At 60.3% G+C, this 17,176-nt stretch carries 19 protein-coding genes; 10 read left to right on the forward strand and 9 right to left on the reverse strand.

What is annotated here, in order from left to right:
• Positions 1–43: 43 nt before the first annotated feature.
• Positions 44–1,024, reverse strand: a complete 981-nt coding sequence (locus OOZ53_RS17490; protein ID WP_271090967.1) for a sterol desaturase family protein — start codon at positions 1,022–1,024, stop codon at positions 44–46.
• Positions 1,025–1,121: 97 nt separating this feature from the next.
• Here OOZ53_RS17490 and OOZ53_RS17495 point away from each other — a divergent pair, with 97 nt between their 5' ends.
• Complete coding sequence (locus OOZ53_RS17495) at positions 1,122–2,045, forward strand: LysR family transcriptional regulator (RefSeq protein ID WP_271090969.1); 924 nt, start codon at positions 1,122–1,124, stop codon at positions 2,043–2,045.
• A 24-nt stretch (positions 2,046–2,069) separates the two neighbouring features.
• Here OOZ53_RS17495 and OOZ53_RS17500 read toward each other — a convergent pair whose 3' ends face one another.
• The gene (locus OOZ53_RS17500; RefSeq protein ID WP_271090970.1) at positions 2,070–2,975 is read right to left on the reverse strand and encodes a LysR family transcriptional regulator; all 906 of its coding nucleotides are present in this window, start codon (positions 2,973–2,975) and stop codon (positions 2,070–2,072) included.
• A gap of 121 nt (positions 2,976–3,096) precedes the next feature.
• Between OOZ53_RS17500 and OOZ53_RS17505 the strand changes: the two genes are divergently transcribed.
• Genes OOZ53_RS17505 through add (OOZ53_RS17530) form a run of 6 tightly spaced genes read left to right on the forward strand, consistent with a single transcriptional unit; the run spans position 3,097 to position 8,980 of the window.
• Entirely contained in the window at positions 3,097–4,125 is a 1,029-nt protein-coding gene (locus tag OOZ53_RS17505) for an extracellular solute-binding protein (RefSeq protein ID WP_271090971.1), read from the forward strand.
• Positions 4,126–4,140: 15 nt separating this feature from the next.
• Positions 4,141–5,187 carry an ABC transporter ATP-binding protein gene (locus OOZ53_RS17510; protein ID WP_271090972.1) on the forward strand — a complete coding sequence of 349 codons (1,047 nt, stop codon included), beginning with the start codon at positions 4,141–4,143 and terminating at the stop codon, positions 5,185–5,187.
• Positions 5,184–6,035 carry an ABC transporter permease gene (locus OOZ53_RS17515; RefSeq protein ID WP_271090973.1) on the forward strand — a complete coding sequence of 284 codons (852 nt, stop codon included), beginning with the start codon at positions 5,184–5,186 and terminating at the stop codon, positions 6,033–6,035. The genes OOZ53_RS17510 and OOZ53_RS17515 overlap by 4 nt, the downstream gene beginning before the upstream one ends.
• Positions 6,032–6,865: an ABC transporter permease gene (locus OOZ53_RS17520; RefSeq protein WP_271090974.1), complete on the forward strand. Its 834-nt coding sequence runs from the start codon at positions 6,032–6,034 to the stop codon at positions 6,863–6,865. The genes OOZ53_RS17515 and OOZ53_RS17520 overlap by 4 nt, the downstream gene beginning before the upstream one ends.
• A complete protein-coding gene (gene add, locus OOZ53_RS17525; RefSeq protein ID WP_271090975.1) occupies positions 6,862–7,941 on the forward strand; it encodes an adenosine deaminase in 1,080 nt (359 codons plus the stop codon). The genes OOZ53_RS17520 and add (OOZ53_RS17525) overlap by 4 nt, the downstream gene beginning before the upstream one ends.
• Entirely contained in the window at positions 7,934–8,980 is a 1,047-nt protein-coding gene (gene add, locus OOZ53_RS17530; protein ID WP_271090976.1) for an adenosine deaminase, read from the forward strand. The genes add (OOZ53_RS17525) and add (OOZ53_RS17530) overlap by 8 nt, the downstream gene beginning before the upstream one ends.
• A gap of 129 nt (positions 8,981–9,109) precedes the next feature.
• Here add (OOZ53_RS17530) and OOZ53_RS17535 read toward each other — a convergent pair whose 3' ends face one another.
• Together OOZ53_RS17535 and OOZ53_RS17540 are read right to left on the reverse strand one after the other, a co-directional pair.
• Positions 9,110–9,334 carry a hypothetical protein gene (locus OOZ53_RS17535; RefSeq protein ID WP_271090977.1) on the reverse strand — a complete coding sequence of 75 codons (225 nt, stop codon included), beginning with the start codon at positions 9,332–9,334 and terminating at the stop codon, positions 9,110–9,112.
• Positions 9,335–9,362: 28 nt separating this feature from the next.
• Positions 9,363–9,653, reverse strand: a complete 291-nt coding sequence (locus OOZ53_RS17540) for an ATPase inhibitor subunit zeta (protein WP_271090978.1) — start codon at positions 9,651–9,653, stop codon at positions 9,363–9,365.
• An 84-nt stretch (positions 9,654–9,737) separates the two neighbouring features.
• Here OOZ53_RS17540 and OOZ53_RS17545 point away from each other — a divergent pair, with 84 nt between their 5' ends.
• On the forward strand, positions 9,738–9,923 hold the full coding sequence (locus tag OOZ53_RS17545; RefSeq protein ID WP_271090979.1) for a hypothetical protein: 186 nt from the start codon (positions 9,738–9,740) through the stop codon (positions 9,921–9,923).
• Between the two features lie 6 nt (positions 9,924–9,929).
• Here the strand turns inward: OOZ53_RS17545 and OOZ53_RS17550 are convergent, their stop codons facing one another.
• A complete protein-coding gene (locus OOZ53_RS17550; protein ID WP_271090980.1) occupies positions 9,930–10,517 on the reverse strand; it encodes a TetR/AcrR family transcriptional regulator in 588 nt (195 codons plus the stop codon).
• Positions 10,518–10,705: 188 nt separating this feature from the next.
• On the opposite strand from OOZ53_RS17550, the gene OOZ53_RS17555 reads away from it, so the two are divergent.
• Positions 10,706–11,143, forward strand: a complete 438-nt coding sequence (locus OOZ53_RS17555) for a DUF4345 domain-containing protein (protein WP_271090981.1) — start codon at positions 10,706–10,708, stop codon at positions 11,141–11,143.
• A gap of 251 nt (positions 11,144–11,394) precedes the next feature.
• Here OOZ53_RS17555 and OOZ53_RS17560 read toward each other — a convergent pair whose 3' ends face one another.
• The 4 genes from OOZ53_RS17560 to OOZ53_RS17575 are packed head-to-tail and all read right to left on the reverse strand — an operon-like array spanning position 11,395 to position 16,535.
• Positions 11,395–11,964, reverse strand: a complete 570-nt coding sequence (locus tag OOZ53_RS17560; RefSeq protein ID WP_271090982.1) for a sarcosine oxidase subunit gamma — start codon at positions 11,962–11,964, stop codon at positions 11,395–11,397.
• Complete coding sequence (locus OOZ53_RS17565) at positions 11,957–14,950, reverse strand: sarcosine oxidase subunit alpha (RefSeq protein ID WP_271090984.1); 2,994 nt, start codon at positions 14,948–14,950, stop codon at positions 11,957–11,959. The genes OOZ53_RS17560 and OOZ53_RS17565 overlap by 8 nt, the downstream gene beginning before the upstream one ends.
• Positions 14,947–15,261, reverse strand: a complete 315-nt coding sequence (locus OOZ53_RS17570; RefSeq protein WP_271090985.1) for a sarcosine oxidase subunit delta — start codon at positions 15,259–15,261, stop codon at positions 14,947–14,949. Before OOZ53_RS17570 ends, OOZ53_RS17565 begins: the two co-directional genes overlap by 4 nt.
• A 20-nt stretch (positions 15,262–15,281) precedes the next feature.
• Positions 15,282–16,535, reverse strand: a complete 1,254-nt coding sequence (locus tag OOZ53_RS17575) for a sarcosine oxidase subunit beta (protein WP_271090987.1) — start codon at positions 16,533–16,535, stop codon at positions 15,282–15,284.
• Positions 16,536–16,865: 330 nt separating this feature from the next.
• On the opposite strand from OOZ53_RS17575, the gene rpsU reads away from it, so the two are divergent.
• Positions 16,866–17,090, forward strand: a complete 225-nt coding sequence (rpsU, locus tag OOZ53_RS17580; protein ID WP_136660797.1) for a 30S ribosomal protein S21 — start codon at positions 16,866–16,868, stop codon at positions 17,088–17,090.
• Positions 17,091–17,176 lie beyond the last annotated feature (86 nt).

Raw genomic sequence — 17,176 nt, forward strand, 5'->3', positions numbered from 1 at the left:
CCTTTCAGCGCCCGAAGGTCCATGACCGTCGGTCCACCGAGATTCATTGTCCGATGATCCTTCTGCGGCGCTCCTGCATGCGTTCATTGGCCTCCACGGTCCCGTCATGGAACGTGCCCATCCATTTGTCCCACGGGATTTCCAGGCTGCCGTAGTTGCACTCGAAATAGCGGTGATGCATCTGATGATGGAACGTGCCGAGTGCCAGCCGGTTCCTGTCCTTGATCAGAAGCCCCTGGAAGCCGGTATGCGTCGTCATCGCGGTCAGGAAGTAATACTGGAGATGATAAAGGATGTGGACGGGATGCGCCCCGATCAGCACATGGATGAAGACCGAGCCGAGAAAGATCATCTGCTCAAGCGGGTGTTGCGACATGCCCGACCATGGCCCGACATTGACGTTGCGATGATGCAGGTAGTGGACATGCCTGTAGAGGAAGGGAATGTGGATCGCCCGGTGGATCAGATAGAAGTAGAAGCTCTCCCAGATGGGAATCAGAAAGAAGATCGCCACAAACCAGACCGGGTTGTGAGCCCAGGTGATCATCGGCATATGGCCATTGGCAAGCGCCCAAAACAGAATGACCTCATAGGTGGTCCACACGATCACCCCGGTGCCGAGGGTCCAGAACATATTGTCCCGGATCTGGCCGCCAAGCGTAAACTGCTTGCCCTTCACCATCAGCGGACGCCCGTCATATTTAAGCTTCTTGCCTTGCGCTGAAAACGTGTAGAACCACAGATGCAGCACGCCGCCGATCAGGAGGGCCAGCAGCAGATTGCGCGCATACATCTGCGCGATCCAGCCGAAGGCAAACGCCTTTGTCTCCTCCAGGGGCGGCTGGAACCAGTAGAAGCTGACAAAAGCAATCCCCACGATGATCAGTTTTTCGGAGACCAGAAACCAGGAATTCCACATCCATTTCACGATCTCGACCGGATTGAGCGGCCATGAAAAGAGCGGCGAAACCTTGATGGGCACATCGGGAACATAGTTCCAGCCCTTGAGCTGACCATCGGACATAGAATCCTCCTGCATGCGCGGCTGCGGCCAGCTTGACACATCTGCACTCCCATGAAAAACCGATTTAACGAATGTGATAACTCGGAAAAACAGATAAATGACCGTGTCGATCAGAAGCATGCGCTACTTTGTGACCGCCCTTGCGCATGGAAACATCTCGCAGGCAGCCGCCGAGTTGAACATCGCCGCATCTGCCGTCGGCACAGCCATAGACCAGATCGAGGCGCAGCTTCAGCTGAAGCTGGTCAACCGCCACCGTTCGCGCGGGATCGCCGCGACGGCCAGCGGCAGGGTCATGGAACGCAAATTCCGTCACCTGTTGGAAGAATATGAAGAGGTGATGGCCGAAGGGGCGGAACTGAAGCAGTCCCTGAAAGGCGACTTGCGCATCGGTTACTATGCGCCCGTGGCGCCGGCCTTCATGCCGACACTGCTGTTCCGACTGGCCGGACCGGATGGACAAACCACCTTCCATCTGGAGGAATGCGACAATGACCGCGCACAGAGCGGACTGCTGTCGGGAGATTTCGATGCCATCCTGTTCGTCTCCGACGCAGCCCTGCCGCAGATCGAATTTGACGTGCTGACGGCGGCGCCCGCCTATTGCCTGGTTTCGGCCGAGCACCCCTTTGCGCAGCAGCGGTCGGTGGACCTCAAAGACCTCGTCCGGGAACCGATCATCGTGCTCAATCGTCCAGCTGTTTCGGACTACTATCGACGCCTGTTCGAAGAGACCGGGCAAAGCCCGGCGACACTCGCCTATGCCAATTCGACCGAAATGGTGCGCAGCCTTGTCGGTGCCGGTCTCGGCTGCGCGGTGCTGAACATGCTGCCGATTGCCGATGTCAGCTATGCCGGCGACCGACTGTCTGCCGTGCCGATCCGAAACGATCTCCAGCCCCTGTCGCTGTCAATCGGATACGACAAGACCAGCCCGCGCCGGATCGTCAATCACTTTGCGGATGCGTGCCGGTCCTATTTCCGGGATGGTCCGGGATCCCGGCACGTGATCGCGGCCTGATCGCGATGCCATTGGACCCGCGGGTCACTCTCCACATCGGCGCGCCAGATAGGCGCTGGCAAACTCCGCGAACCAGGTCACCATCTCGTCGCCAACGGCGTCTTTGCGGATCGCGACGACCAGCAGGTCCTTCGGAAATTCGACATCCGTGATCGGAATCCACGCCGTCTTGATCTTGGAATTGTCGAAGCCGAGCGCAAAAAGCCGGGTCCGCAGCGAAATGAACTTGCCGGTCTCGACCAGAGACTTGATCAGGGCGAGCGAATTGGTTGTCACCCAGGGCACGTATCTGCTTGCACTTTCGTTGACCACCTTGCGCACTGCATTGAAGAACGGAACTTCAAGATCCGGGTCGACGATCGGATATTCCAGCATCTCGCCCAACGTCACCGAGGTGTTTTTGCCCAAAGGATGATTGCTCGTGCACAGCAGTCCCACTGAGAGTTCAAGCGCACGAACCGCCATCAGATCCGGATGATCGACCGGCGCAAAATTCAAGCCGATATCGGCCTTCCCCTCCGCGACCTGCCGCCAGATTTCGGGGGATTCCGCGACATGCACGCCGAATTTCAGGGCAGGATGCTCTTCCAGCGCTTCGGACAGGATGTTCGGCAGAAAAGTGCTCGCGGCGCTGTCGGTCGTCGCGATTTTCAGATGCTGGGTGTGCACCTCGGTCATGCCTTCGATCTGCAGCCGCATGCGATCGAAATCACGCATGGTCCGGTTCACATGCTCCAGAACGACCTGGCCCGGCGGCGTCAGCTTCGCGCCATCGAGACCACGCTCGAAAATCTGAAACCCGAATTGCTGCTCGGCCGTCTGTATTTGCCGGGTGACGGAAGAAGATGACACGTTCAGATGGCGTGCGGCCGAACGGACCGAGCCCAGCTTCGCGACGGCATCCAGATATTTCAGCCTGACACTGTGCATGATCCCTCCTGGAAGCAGTGTTTCATGGTGATGCAAAAAACGCAACAAGACGTTGGTTATTTTGGCGCTTGGCGCAACGCCTCACCTGTGCAACTGTCTGGTGAACACGGAGGACTGCACCATGAAATCAAAGTTGCGCACAACGACATTGGCCTCGGCCCTGGCTCTCGGCTTTGCCATGGCGGCACCGCTCGCCGCCCAGGCGGAAGAACTGACCATCTCGGTCTGGGGTGGCTTCTACGGCGAAAACTGGGAGAAGGACGTTGTCATTCCCTGGGAAGAAAAGACCGGTGTCGATGTCACGATGGATTTCGGCCAGTCCGCCACGCGGCTTTCCAAGGCGCTGGCGACGCGCGGCCGAAGCGCGGATCTGATATTCATCACCGATCACCAGATGGCGATCCTGAAAGAGCGCGGACTGCTGGACACGATCGATCCCGCCAACGTTCCCAACCTGGAGAATCTTCACGAGTTCGCCAAGGATCCGCTCGGAAGCGGACAGTGCCCGGCCGTGACCCTTTTGGGCGTGGGCCTGGCCTACAACAAGGACCATTTCGACACGCCGCCCACCTCATGGCTGGATGTGAAGCGCGAGGATCTGGAAACCCGGCCCGCCTTTATGGACATGGGCTGGTCCGTGGCCCCTTCGGTCATGACCCATTTCGCGACCCTTCAGGGCGGCGGGCTGGACAACATGGACCCGGCTTTCGACATGATCGATGCCGAGAAGGAAGATGCGCGGTTTTTCAACCTGTTTGAGGTCGTCGACTGGATCAACCAGGGCGAAGTCTCGATCGCACCGTTCCTGAATATCTTCGCGCGGCAGGACGAGAAGTTGCCGATGCGGTTCATCTATCCGGAAGACGGCACGCTCGGCGTCGTCAACATGGCCTGTATCCTGAAGGATTCGCCCAACAAGGCGACCGCCGAGAGGTTCCTGAACGATTATCTGACCGTCGAGACACAGGAAATGCAGGCCAGGATCTGGGGCGAAGGGCCGGTGGTGAAAGGCGCGAAGGTGCCGGAAGACTCGCCCTATGTGATGGTGGACCCCGCGAAAGTCGGCGAAGTCATCATCTATGACGCCAACGAAATCGCCTCCAAGCGCGAAGAGTGGATTACGCGGTTCCAGGACATCGTCGCTCAATAGGTTGTCGATAGCGTTATGGCCGAAGTCAAACTCACAGGACTCAGCAAGCACTACGGAGACTTTGCCGCGGCGTCGAATGTCTCATTTGACGTCGAATCGGGAAGCTTCCTCAGCTTGCTGGGCCCGTCCGGATGCGGAAAGACCACGACATTACGGATGATCATCGGCTTCGAACAGCCGACGGCCGGTGACATCTTCATCGACGGCGAGCGCATCAACGACATCAAACCCTGGCTGCGCGATCTGGGCGTGGTCTTCCAGAACTACGCGCTGTTTCCATACATGACAGTGGCCGAGAACGTGGCCTTCGGGCTCAAGCAAAGGGGTGTGGAGCCGGCTGAAATCAAACGGCGCGCTTCGAAATTCCTGGAGCTTGTGGGACTTCCCGGCAAGGAGGACCGGTTTCCACGCCAGCTCAGCGGAGGACAGCAGCAGCGGGTTGCGCTGGCGCGCGCGCTGGTGATTGAACCAAGGGTCCTCCTGCTGGACGAGCCGCTGTCCAATCTCGATGCAAAGCTGAGAGCCGAAATGCGGTTCGAGTTGAAGCGAATTCAAAACGAAACCGGCGTGACCTCGGTTTTCGTGACGCATGATCAGGAAGAGGCGCTGACCCTGTCGGACCGCATCGTCGTCATGAACCATGGCGAGGTGGTCACCGTCGGCAAGCCGAAGGAAATCTGGGAACGGCCGACCTCCGCTTTCGTGGCCGATTTTCTGGGTGTCGAGAACATCTTCGCGCCTGACGGTTTCGAACCGGGCGCGGTCGTCATCGGCGGCAAACGCTTCGCCGCGGAACATGACGGGCAAGGCAACCGCTTGGTGGGACTGCGTTCGACCGATATCGAGATCGGCGGCGACGCAGACGCCGGTCTTGCCGGCCGTGTGCAGCAGACCAGCTATCGCGGCTCCATCAATACCTATGTCGTCGATGTGCCGGGGATTGCCCGCCCGCTTTACATCAGCACCGCCACCGATCTGCCGATCGGCTCGAACATCGTACTCAAGCCGCGCGACGGTGCTGTCCTCATCCTGGACCCGGATATGGAGATCGCAGCCGCATGAGCACCGGCGTCAAACGCGAGACCCTGATAATCGGCGCACCCGCATCCCTGTGGCTCGTCGTGCTGCTTGTCATACCGTGCCTGTTTCTCCTTTTTCAGAGCCTGACACCGCTTAGCGGGACGGGCCTCTCGCTCGAGAATTATGAAAATCTGGTCGAAAGCGGCACATTCCAGAAAGCGCTCAGGCGGTCGATAATCGTCAGCGTCTGGGTGACGGTTCTGACCGTGCTGGCGGGCTATCCCATCGCGCTGGTCGCGTCGCGGGCGTCTCCCCGCGTGCGCACTCTCGTGATGGTCATCGTGATCTTCCCGTTTCTGCTGTCCGCCGTCGTGCGCGCCTATGGCTGGACGGTCATCCTGGGTGAAAACGGCGTCGTCAACGATTTCCTGATCGGCATCGGCCTCATCGCCGAACCCCTGAGGCTGATCCAGAACACATTCGCCATTATTATCGGCGAGACCCATGTGCTGCTGCCCTATATGGTGCTGTCGCTGCTGACCGTGATCCAGCGGATCGACCGCAATCTCGAAGCCGCAGCGATGAGCCTGGGCGCGTCACCGCCGGTGATTTTCTTCAAGGTCGTCGTTCCGCTCACGCTGCCGGGCCTGCTGACAGGCATGCTTCTCGTCTTCAGCCTGTCGATGACCGCCTTTGCCACACCGTTCCTGCTGGGCGGCCCGCGCTCGCCCATCCTGACGGTGCTGATGTACCAGTATGCCTATACGCTCTTCGACTGGTCGAAAGCGACCGCTGTAGCCGGCGTTCTGCTGGTCCTCGGGCTTGGCTTCGTGATCCTGCACCGTTTCGTCAGCCGGCGTCTGATGCGTGATGCGGAGGCAGGGCGATGACATATCAGGTCACCGAAAAGCTCTGGGAGAAGCCGCTCATCGCCCTGGGCCGGGTCTTCCTATGGGGCAGTGTGTGTTTCTGGCTCGTTTTCGTCCTTGCGCCGGTGGTGGTGACCATCGTGTCGTCCTTTACCGCCGCCGAGTTCCTGACCTTTCCGCCGAAAGGGTTCTCGCTGCGCTGGTATTTCCGTGTCATGGAGCTGGACTGGTTCCTGACGTCCCTGCAAACAAGCCTGATCGTGGCGACGGTATCGACCTTCATCGCGACGGTCTTCGCCGTCCTGGCGGCAAGGGTGCTCACGCGTCACCGGTTCCGGGCAAAGGGCGCCTTCGAAATCCTGATGTTGTCGCCGCTGATCATACCCGGCGTCGTCTTCGGTTTCGCATTTTTCAATGTGGTGCTTCAGTTCCGGCTTGAAGGTCTGAGCCTGCTCAATCTCTTTGTCGCCCATTCGGTCGTGACGATCCCGCTCATGCTGCGCCCGATATGGTCGAGCATGGCCGGCACCGAATTGTCGCTGGAGGAAGCCGCGCAAAGCCTTGGCGCGACGCCTTGGACAACGTTCTGGAAGATCACCTTCCCGATGATCCTTCCCGGTATCGTCGCCGGCGCCATCATTGCGTTCACCTTTTCGTTCAACGACATCACGATCGCGATCTTCCTGGTCGGGCCGGAAACCCAGACCCTGCCGGTCCAGTTGATGTCACAGATCGAATACACCCCGGACGCATCCCCCGCGGCAATCACCTCGATCATCATCTTCTTCACGCTGATCCTGTTCTTCATCATCGACAGGACCGTCGGCATGGACGTGTTTGCGCAAAAATGACAGAGCTCCACGAATTCTTCCGGACCGTGCCGAAACCGGAATTGCACCTGCACCTCCATGGGGCGGTCGAGCCCGAAACCCTGATCGATCTGGCGAAGAAAAACGGTGTGCCGCTTCCCGAAGGTGATGTCCGGGAAACCCTCTATGCGCGAAAATCCGGAGGCGAGGTTCAATCCATCCTTCCGACACTCAAGATCATCTGCCGGTCGATGGTTGCGCGGGACGACTTTGCGCGCGTCGCCTATGACATTCAAAAATCAGCCGCCAATTGCGGCGTGCGCTATCGGGAAATCTTCTGGAACCCGACGGATCACGCCACAATCGCAGGAGTCTCCTATGAAACCGCCGTCGACGGGCTTATCGACGGCATGGCCGCCGCCGAGACCGATTTCGGCATTGTCGGACGGTTGATCCCGTCGATCGACCGCGAGGGCACGCCGGAAGCGGCCTTTGAAATGGTAGAGTGGGTCGCCGAGCATCCGCGCGACGCAGTGATCGGCCTCGGCATGGACTACCTTGAAACCGGCCATCCGCCGGAAAAGTTCTGGAAGTCATACCGCCTCGCCAGCAAACACGGGCTGCGCCGAACCGCTCACGCCGGCGAGTTTCTGGAGCCGGCACGCAATGTCGAGACGTGCCTGGATCTGCTCGGTTGCGAGCGCATTGACCACGGATACACCATCACCGATGCGCCGGACCTTGCAGCACGGTGCATCGACGCAGGCATTCCATTCTCCGTCGTGCCCACCAACACCACCTACATCAAGACACTGGCGGGCGCGGCGTTTCGCAACGAACACCCGATCCGCAAGATGGGCGATCTGGGCCTGCGCATCTTTCCCAACAGTGACGACCCTCCTTTGCACCATACCGACCCGGCCCGCGCCTATGCCGACATGATCACCGAGTTCGGGTTCACCCTTGCCGATACGAGGAAATTCCTCGGCAACGCGATCGACGCCGCCTGGGTCGACGACGCAACCAGGCGGGATTGGAAGAGGGACTGGCTCGCCGAATTCGATCTGCAGGCCGCCCGGTTGCAGTCCCATAGCAAGAATGGAAACGAACATGGTTGAAGTCAGCAATTTCATTCGCACCATGCCCAAGGCTGAACTCCATGTTCACCTTGAAGGCACGCTTGAAGGCGATCTTCTCCTGGTCATGGCAGAGCGCAACAAAATCGACCTGCCATTCGACGATGCGGATGGCATCCGCCGGATGCAGAATGAAACCAAGACCGGACTGACCAACAATCTGGTCAATTTCCTGCGCTGTCTCGATATCTGCCGGGAAGCGATGCGAACGGCACAGGACTACTACGACACGGCGATGGCTTTTGTCCGTAAATCGGCCGGAGAAAACGTGGTCTATCTGGAAGTGACATTTGATGTACAGCAAGCCATCCGCCAGGGCGTCGCGCTGTCCGAGTGCATTGAAGCGTTGAGCCGCGCGCGACGCGAAGCAAAACGCGATCATGGCATCGACGTCCAGTTGATCGCCTGCTTCCAGCGCGATCATCCCGTCGAAAATGCAATGGAAACGCTCATGGCGCTTGACCCGCATCGGGAGGAGATCGTCGGGATCGGGCTCGACAATTACGAAACGCCCGGCTTTCCGGAGCTGTTCGCGCCCGTCATGTCGGCGGCGCGCGACCGCGGCTATCGCCTGACTTCCCATTGCGACGTCAATCAGCCGGATTCGCTCACGCACATCCGCGAATGCGTGGACCTGCTGGGCGTCGAGCGCATCGATCACGGTCTCAACACCGCGCAGGACGCGGCTCTTGTCGAAAAGATCGTCAGCCAGCGCATAGCCTTGACCGGCTGCCCGACATTCCATGTCTCGATGACATCGGCTCCGTCGGACAGGGTCGAAATGATCAAGACCCTGTTCCATGCGGGCGCCCTGATTTCATTGAACACCGACGATCCGGCCCAATTCGGAAGCGGTTACCTCAGCCATACGCTGGCGGCCTGCCAGGCAGCCGCGGGCTTCGGCGACGACGAGATGATACGCTTCATGCGCAACGCCTTCGAAAGCGCCTGGATCGACGATCGGACCAGATCGGAATATCTGACCGGACTTGACCGTTTCCGGGCCGCATCGGCCGCATAATTGTCGGGGGCGGAATATTTGCCGGAAGGCAAAAGGCATGCGCAATTCGCAGCCCGGCGTAAGCCTGACGCGCCGGGCTTCGTATCGGATCGCGCCGGCACGATTTCATTTCGCCATCAACGGGTAAATTCAGGCCACATGTTGCGCCGGCTGGACGGCTGCCGTGCTTACTGCACCCATATCCCGTCCGACGGCCTGCGACTCGGCGGTCCGGATATCGTCCTTCAACGCCGACTTCATCTGCTCGAGCAGCGCCAGCCGGACCGAGTCGACCCGCAATCGCGACTGTTCCTGCTGGATCTTGGCCTCGACAATGCTCAAGCGCTTCCAAAAGGTCTGAAGGTCTTCTGACACCGGCAAATCCTCCTCGAGAATGGTTCTTTCAGTCGGTGGTGAGCAGTTCGGCGCGCACGCTGCGTTCGGTCATCTGCAACTGGCGCAGGACCTCCACTTCGGAAATCTCCGTGCCGATGCCATAAAGATCGCGCTGTACCTTTCGCACCACGTCCTGTGGGCCGGGCTCGAGGAAGTCCGACGCCATCACGTCGCGGACGTAGTCCGCGAGGTCACGGTCGGAAAGTCCCAGCATTCGGCCGGCCCAGATACCCATGAGGTAGTTGCGGCGCGCATTCACCTGGCCTCGTGTGGCAAACTCAATGTCGTGTGTTGTCACTATGCGTCTCCGTTTCCACCGGATATGGGGTCTGAAACTGCAGACTGAAATCGATTGACGCGGCGATTCTGATAGGAATTTTCTATGACGTTCGACGCCGCAGCGGTCACCGCCATTCGTGGTAACCTCGTGGAGCCGGTGGCCCTGACCAATCGCCAGCACATCCTCACCGCCAGGGTTTCAGCGTTTTATGGTTGTCCTGCCAGCCGTCTTTGTTGTGGCATCGCCGGTGCGCACCGCTCAACGGGCCAATCTAAATCCTTGTTTTGAAACTGCTTACCGTATCCCGGCCAATAGAGTGCGCACTGCGAAGCGGATAAGCTCCTCGGCCTCCTGATCCTTTATCATCTTCAGGTCGACGAGTCCGTGCATCGTTGCCCAGAGCGTCTGCGCTGCGTAGTTGATTTGGGCAGCATCGACATTTGCTGAAGCCGCCTGCTTGAGCGCCTGTGCAAAAAGATCAAATGCGCGGTGCGACTGTTCCTGAAAACGTTGATCGCTTTCATCCACAAGTTCCACACGGAACATGATTGCAGCATAGCCTGGATCGCTCATACCCATTGCGCGATAGGCCTGACACATTGCGACCACCCGGTCTTCGCAATCACGCGAGGCTGATGCTGCCAGGTCCATGCTTGTTGCGAGTTTGCCGAATCCTTGAGCCGCGATTGCCGTGAGAAGACCTTTGGCATTGCCGAAATGGTGGGAGGGCGCTGCCACGGCGACCCCGGCGCGTCGTGCAACCTCACGCATGCTGAACCCGTCGACTCCCTTTTCGGCGAGGACCTTCGATCCCTCGTTGATCAAGACCTCTGGAAGATTGCCGTGGTGATATCTGTCACGTGAGTAGGTTTCGCTTCTCATGTCATTCACCCAAGCACATATCGGATATTGACACAATCTGATCGGTGATCATATTAGTATCTGAACGATGATCAGATTGAGATTTGAGATAAAGCGCAAGTTTCAAACCACGCACCGCGGGCGGAACTTTCCCCCGCGCCTGGCGGAAATTTGCGCCCTCAGCCCAACGTTACAAAAGGAATGGCAGCATGAAATCATTCTACAATATCGTTCTGGCGCTGTCCGGCTTGGCGCTGTTCTATGTCTCCACCATGAGGTTCATAGACCCGTCAGCGGCCTCGTTTCTGAAAACCCATCTTGCAGATGACGGGAACGTATTGACCATTGAGATGATGAGTGAAATCAGGGGGATAGGTGCAGAAATGGTCCTGTCGGGTATCGTCGCTTTTCTTGGCATCTTCATGCCGCGCTTCAGGGTTACGGCCTTTGTCGTCCTCAGTGTTCTGTTCGTCGGCATTGTCCTTGGAAGATCAGTCAGCTGGGTCGCCGATGGTGTGCCGGATGAAAGCCTCTTCATGCCGTTGACCCATGAAGCAATACTGGCAGCGGTGAACGTATTTTGCCTGGCGTATATCCTGATCAAGGAACGAAATTCACCAGGCGAAAGATCAGTTGCAGCCATGTGATGCCGCACAAATTAGGACCGGCCCGATGTGCGCACCAGCCTGGAACCCCCTATCCTTTTCTTGTCATTGTGCTCTGAGGTCGGGCCAAGTGCCGGGTTTTCCATTTGGGAACAGCGAACTTTTTTCGACGCTAAATCCAGAAGCGACCATTCGTCCGTTGAGGAGCAAAGGCAGCGATGTCCAGATTGCCAGCATTTGGTGAAGCCAAACTGAACGTCCGTTTTGATTGGCCTTGGCGTACGGGGGAGCCCTCAGACCATCGGGTCTCGCAACGCTTCGGCCAGAAACGCAAAGGCATAGGCCGAGAACGAACGCCAGCATTCGACCCGGAACACGTCCGCTTCCTCGCGAAGCAGGACAACTTCCGTCTTGCCCAGAAGCGTGCGCGCGCAGGCGCCGACCGCAAAGGCCTTGAGCGACAGGTCCTGCGGGCAACCGGCGCTGATCACCGCTTCGGCGGCCGGGCCGGAAACGATGATCGCCGTGTTGCGGTTCGATACGTCGACGGCGGAGAAAGTACCGCCCGCCCCCTGGCAGGCCGCCATCAGGTCGGCGCCGCTTTCATCGATCACCAGCCACTCGTCCGGCCCCAGCCACAGTGCCCGGCGGCCCTTTGTCTTGGCGGCCGTGCCCTGCGCCGATGTCTTGGGCTCTTGCGGCAGCTTGACGGCAAGCGCCTTGGAGAGCGGCGCGATGGCATCCGGCCGGGCCCGCAAGGCGAGCCGGCTTGCCGGCGCCGCCGGCGTGATCTGAACGAGAGCCGAACCGGCAACCATGCCGTCCAGCGGATATTGCGGCGATGCCGCCTGGATATCAGCCATTGACCCGCTCCCCCTTCTCGTCGAAGAACACCGTTCCCGTCACTTCCACCTCGATCGTGCGGTCCGGCATAGGAACGTAAAGCGTCTCGCCCGCCCTTGCCCGCCCGTCGGCGATCAGCGCCATGGCGATGGATTGGCCGCAATTCTCCGACCAATAGGACGAGGTGACATGTCCAAGCATTTTCATCGGCACCGGCTGGTTGGGATCGGCGACGATCTGCGCGCCCTCTTCGAGAACCGTTTTCGGGTCCTTCGTCTTCAGCCCGACGAGTTGCTTGCGCCCCTCGGCCACCAGATCGGGCCGCATCAACCCGCGAATGCCGACAAAGTCCGGCTTGCTCTTTGCGATCGCCCAGGAAAGCCCGGCATCCTGCGGCGTCACGGTCCCGTCAGTGTCCTGCCCGACAATGATGAAACCCTTTTCGGCGCGCAGCACATGCATGGTTTCGGTGCCGTAAGCGCAGGCACCGAGCGGCTCGGCACGCGCCCAGATCGCTTCCCACACCGCGCGCCCGTAATCGGCCGGCACATTGACCTCGAAACCGGCCTCGCCGGTAAACGACACCCGGAAGAGCCGGGTCGGCACGCCGCAGATCTTGCCCTCGCGGGCGCTCATATGCGGCATTGCCTCGTTGGACAGGTCAATGCCCTCGACGAGCGGCGCGATGATTTCCCGCGCCTTCGGCCCCTGCACGGCGATCACCGCCCACTGTTCGCTGGTCGACGTCAGCCAAACGTCGAGCTCGGGAAACTCCGTCTGCAGGTAGTCTTCCATATGGTTGAGCACACGCGGCGCACCGCCCGTGGTGGTCGTCACGTGGAACCGGTCCTCGGCAATGCGGGCAACGACGCCGTCATCGTAGATGAAACCGTCCTCGCGCAGCATGATGCCGTATTTGCAGCGTCCGGGCTTCAGCTTCTGCCAGCCATTCGTGTACATGAGATCGAGGAACTTGGCGGCATCGGGGCCGACGACCTCGATCTTGCCGAGCGTCGACGCATCGAACAGTCCGGCCACCGCGCGTACCGTGCGGCATTCGCGGTTGACGGCGGCGTGCATGTCCTCGCCGGCGCGCGGATAGTACCAGGCGCGCTTCCACTGGCCGACATCCTCGAAGACGGCGCCGTGTTCTTCTTCCCAGCCGTGCATCGGGGTCTTGCGCGCCGGGTCGAACAGCTTGCCGCGCCCGTGATTGACGATCGAGCCGAAGGTTACGGGCGTATAGGGCGGCCGGAAGGTGGTAAGGCCCACTTCGGGCATGTCCCGCCCGAGCGCCTCGGCGGCAATCGCCAGGCCGTGGATGTTGGACGTCTTTCCCTGGTCGGAAGCCATGCCGTTGGTGGTGAAGCGCTTGACATGCTCGATGGAATGCATGCCCTCGCGCACCGCGAGACGGATGTCCTTGGCCGTCACATCGTTCTGAAAATCGACAAACGCCTTGACCGTCGTATCCGGCCCCGCGCCGGCGGCGCTGCCGGCCATGCCGCCCGACCAGTTTCCGGCGCCGGAGCCGGCAAGCTTCGGCTTCGCCGCGCGTTTGCCGCCTGTTGCCTTTCCGGCGGCGAGACCGGCCGCGACCGCTTCGTCGATGGTGGCCTGCAGGTCGTCCGTGCCGTTGCAGGCGCCGACGCTTGTGCAGTCCTGTGCATATTCGCCGGGCAGGTAGCGCTGCGTGTCGGCGTCCCAGGCAACCTTGCCGCGCGATTGCGAGAACATGTGCACCGACGGCGTCCAGCCCGCCGACATGATCAGCGCGTCGACCGCAATCGAACGGCCCGCGCCGCCGCGATTGCGCTTGACCGTCATCGCCGAGATACGACGTGCGCCGGAGGTGTTGATGACCGAGTGATCGGTCAGCACCTCGATGTTGAGATCGGCGGCCCTTTCCAAAAGGCCCTCGCCCGGATGGTCGCGGCAATCGACAATGGCCTCGACGGAAACGCCTGCGCGCTTGAGGTCGAAGGCTGTCTCATAGGCTGAATCATTTGCCGTATAGACGCCGACCTTGGTGCCGACGGCAACGCCGTAATGGTTGAGAAATTTGCGCGCCGCAGATGACAGCATGATGCCCGGCCGGTCATTGTTGGCGAAGACCATGTGCCGCTCGATGGCGCCGGTCGCAAGAATCACCTTTTTCGCGCGCACCTGCCAGAGCCGCTCGCGCGGCTGCTGCGGCTCCGGATCGGCCAGGTGATCGGTCACCCGCTCGGCAAGACCGACGAAATTCTGCGCGTAGTAGCCGAAGGCGGTGGTGCGGGTCAGCACGCGGACATTGTCCATTGCGGCGAGTTCGTTCGCGGCGGCGACCGCCCAGTCAAAGCCGGGCTCGCCATTCATGGTGACGCCAGCCTCATAGGCGAACGCACCGCCCGCATGCGCCTGTTCGTCGCAGATAATGACGCTGGCGCCGGTCCGCGCGGCGGCAAGCGCCGCCGAAAGCCCGGACACGCCGCCGCCGATGACCAGCACGTCGCAGTGGATATAGCGGCTGGTATAGTGATCCGTGTCCGCCTCGTCCGGCGACACGCCAAGCCCCGCGGCAGCGCGGATCACCGGCTCGTAGAGTTTCTGCCAGGCCGCCTTCGGCCACATGAATGTCTTGTAGTAGAAACCGGCGGCGAAGAATGGCGACAACAGGTCATTGACCGCGCCGACATCGAAGCCGAGCGACGGCCAGCGGTTCTGCGACACCGCCGTCATGCCCTCGAAGACCTCCTGGACCGTGGCCCGCACATTGGGCTGTTTGCGCGCCTTGTCGCGTTCGATCCCCATCAAGGCGTTCGGCTCTTCCGAGCCGGCGCCGAGCACACCGCGCGGACGATGATATTTGAATGAGCGGCCCATCAGGTGAACGCCATTGGCGATCAGCGCGGAGGCCAGCGTATCGCCCTCAAGGCCGGTATAGATGTCGCCATCGAAGGTGAAGCGCACGGTCTTGGCGGGTGTCAGCCGGCCGGCGCCGGCAATGCGATTCGCGCCGCTCATAGGGCCAGTTCCTTCAGTCTGGCCTGTATTTCCTCGTCGGAAGGACGCGGTTTGCCGGCCTCATAGGTCATGATGATCTTGTCCGAGACCGTGTCGCGCACCGCGTTGAAGAACCGTCCGCATCCATGCACATGCCGCCAGCGCTCGAAGGCGATGCCTTTCGGGTTGGACCGGATGAAGAAGAAGCCTTCGAAATCCTCGTCGGAAATCGCCTTGATATCGGTCGGGCGGGCGATATGCGCCTCGCCCGCATGGCGGAACTCGATCTCCGGGCGCTCTTCTTTGCAATAGGGACAATAGATCAGCAGCATAATTTTCAGATCCCGGACAATCAGTGGGCAACGGCCGCCGCGGCGGCTTCGTCGATCAGGCGGCCCGTGCGGAAGCGCTCGAGCGTGAACGGCGCGTTGATCGGGTGCGGCGCATCATTGGCAATCGTGTGAGCAAAGACATGGGCCGATCCCGGTGTCGCCTTGAAGCCGCCCGTGCCCCAGCCGCAATTGACGTAGAGCCCCGGTACCGGTGTCCTGGCGAGGATGGGCGAGCGGTCGGGCGTCACATCGACAATGCCGCCCCAGGACCGCAGCATCTTCATGCGCGAGAAGATCGGGAACATCTCGCAGATGGCGTCAAGCGTGTGGGTCAGGATATGCAGGCCGCCGGTCTGCGAATAGGAGGTGTACTGGTCGGTTCCCGCACCGATCACCAGTTCACCCTTGTCCGACTGGGAAATATAGGCATGCACCGTGTTGGACATGACGACACATGGGAAGACCGGCTTGACCGGCTCGGACACCAGCGCCTGAAGCGGATAGCTTTCGAGCGGCATGCGCACGCCCGCCATGTCCATCAGCACCGTGCTGTGACCGGCCGCAACAACGCCGACCTTCTTCGCCCCGATGAAACCACGGGTCGTCTCGACACCCTCGACGGCGCCGTTGGCGGCGCGCCTGATGCCCGTGACCGCGCAGTTCTGGATGATATCGACACCGCGGTCGGCGGCGCCGCGCGCATAGCCCCAGGCGACGGCGTCGTGGCGGGCATTGCCGCCGCAGCGCTGCAGCGCCGCGCCCATCACCGGGTAGCGCGCCGTCCTGGAAATGTTAAGCGGCGGGCAGTATTCCTTGGCCTGCTCGGGCGTCAGCCATTCATTCTGCACGCCGTTCAGGCGGTTGGCGTGGATATGGCGCTGCGCACCCTGGACGTCGTGCACATTGTGGGCCAGCATCATGACGCCGCGCGCCGAATACATGATGTTGTAGTTGAGCTCCTGGCTCAGCCCGTCCCACATCTTCATGGCGTGATTGTAGAGCGCCGCGCTTTCGTCATAGAGATAGTTCGATCGGATGATCGTCGTGTTGCGGCCGGTATTGCCGCCGCCGAGCCAGCCCTTCTCGACCACCGCCACATTGGTGATGCCGTGCTGACTGGCAAGGTAGTAGGCGGTGCCCAGGCCATGACCGCCGGCGCCGACGATGATCACGTCATACTGTTTTTTCGGTTCCGGAGACGTCCACTGCTGCGGCCACCCCTTGTGGCCGCGCATGGCCTCGCGGGCGACGGCGAAAATCGAATACTTCCGCATGCGTATGACTGGCTCCCGTTTGAACGGACGAAATCGGCTTCCCTAATGGCAGATTTCGGCAGGCCGCAATTGTTTCATTGCGACGCAGAACGCCGCGCTATCCGACCAGCGATTGCTTTTAGGCTTTGGTGACCATTTAACTTATGCGCCGGCGTGTCTGCACGAAAATAATCAAATCGGACACCGGTCTCTGGACTTGAAATGCGAATTCTGTTACGAGCCTACCAGCCGCGAAGTCCGAGGATTTTCGCGAACCGGAATGTATTTGCCGACGCAATATCGAAAAACAGATGCGCCGGCTTAACACCAGATCGAAAGGAACGGGATCAAGTGCAGGTACTTGTCCGCGACAACAACGTAGACCAGGCGCTCCGTGCGCTGAAGAAGAAGATGCAGCGCGAAGGCATTTTCCGCGAAATGAAGATGCGCGATTTCTATGAGAAGCCGTCTCAGAAGCGCGCCCGCGAAAAGGCTGAGGCCGTTCGCCGTGTCCGCAAGCTGGCACGCAAGCGTGCGCAGCGCGAAGGCCTTCTGGTCGGCCGCGGCGGCCGCTAGATCTGCCATTATTCAAACGCAATTTGTGCGTTTTGTTGGGCGGGGCGATTTATTCGCCACCGCCTTTATTTGTGGTCTTTTGACAC

The sequence above is a fragment of the Allohoeflea poritis genome, assembly GCF_027889715.1.
In the GTDB taxonomy this organism is placed as follows: domain Bacteria; phylum Pseudomonadota; class Alphaproteobacteria; order Rhizobiales; family Rhizobiaceae; genus Hoeflea_A; species Hoeflea_A poritis.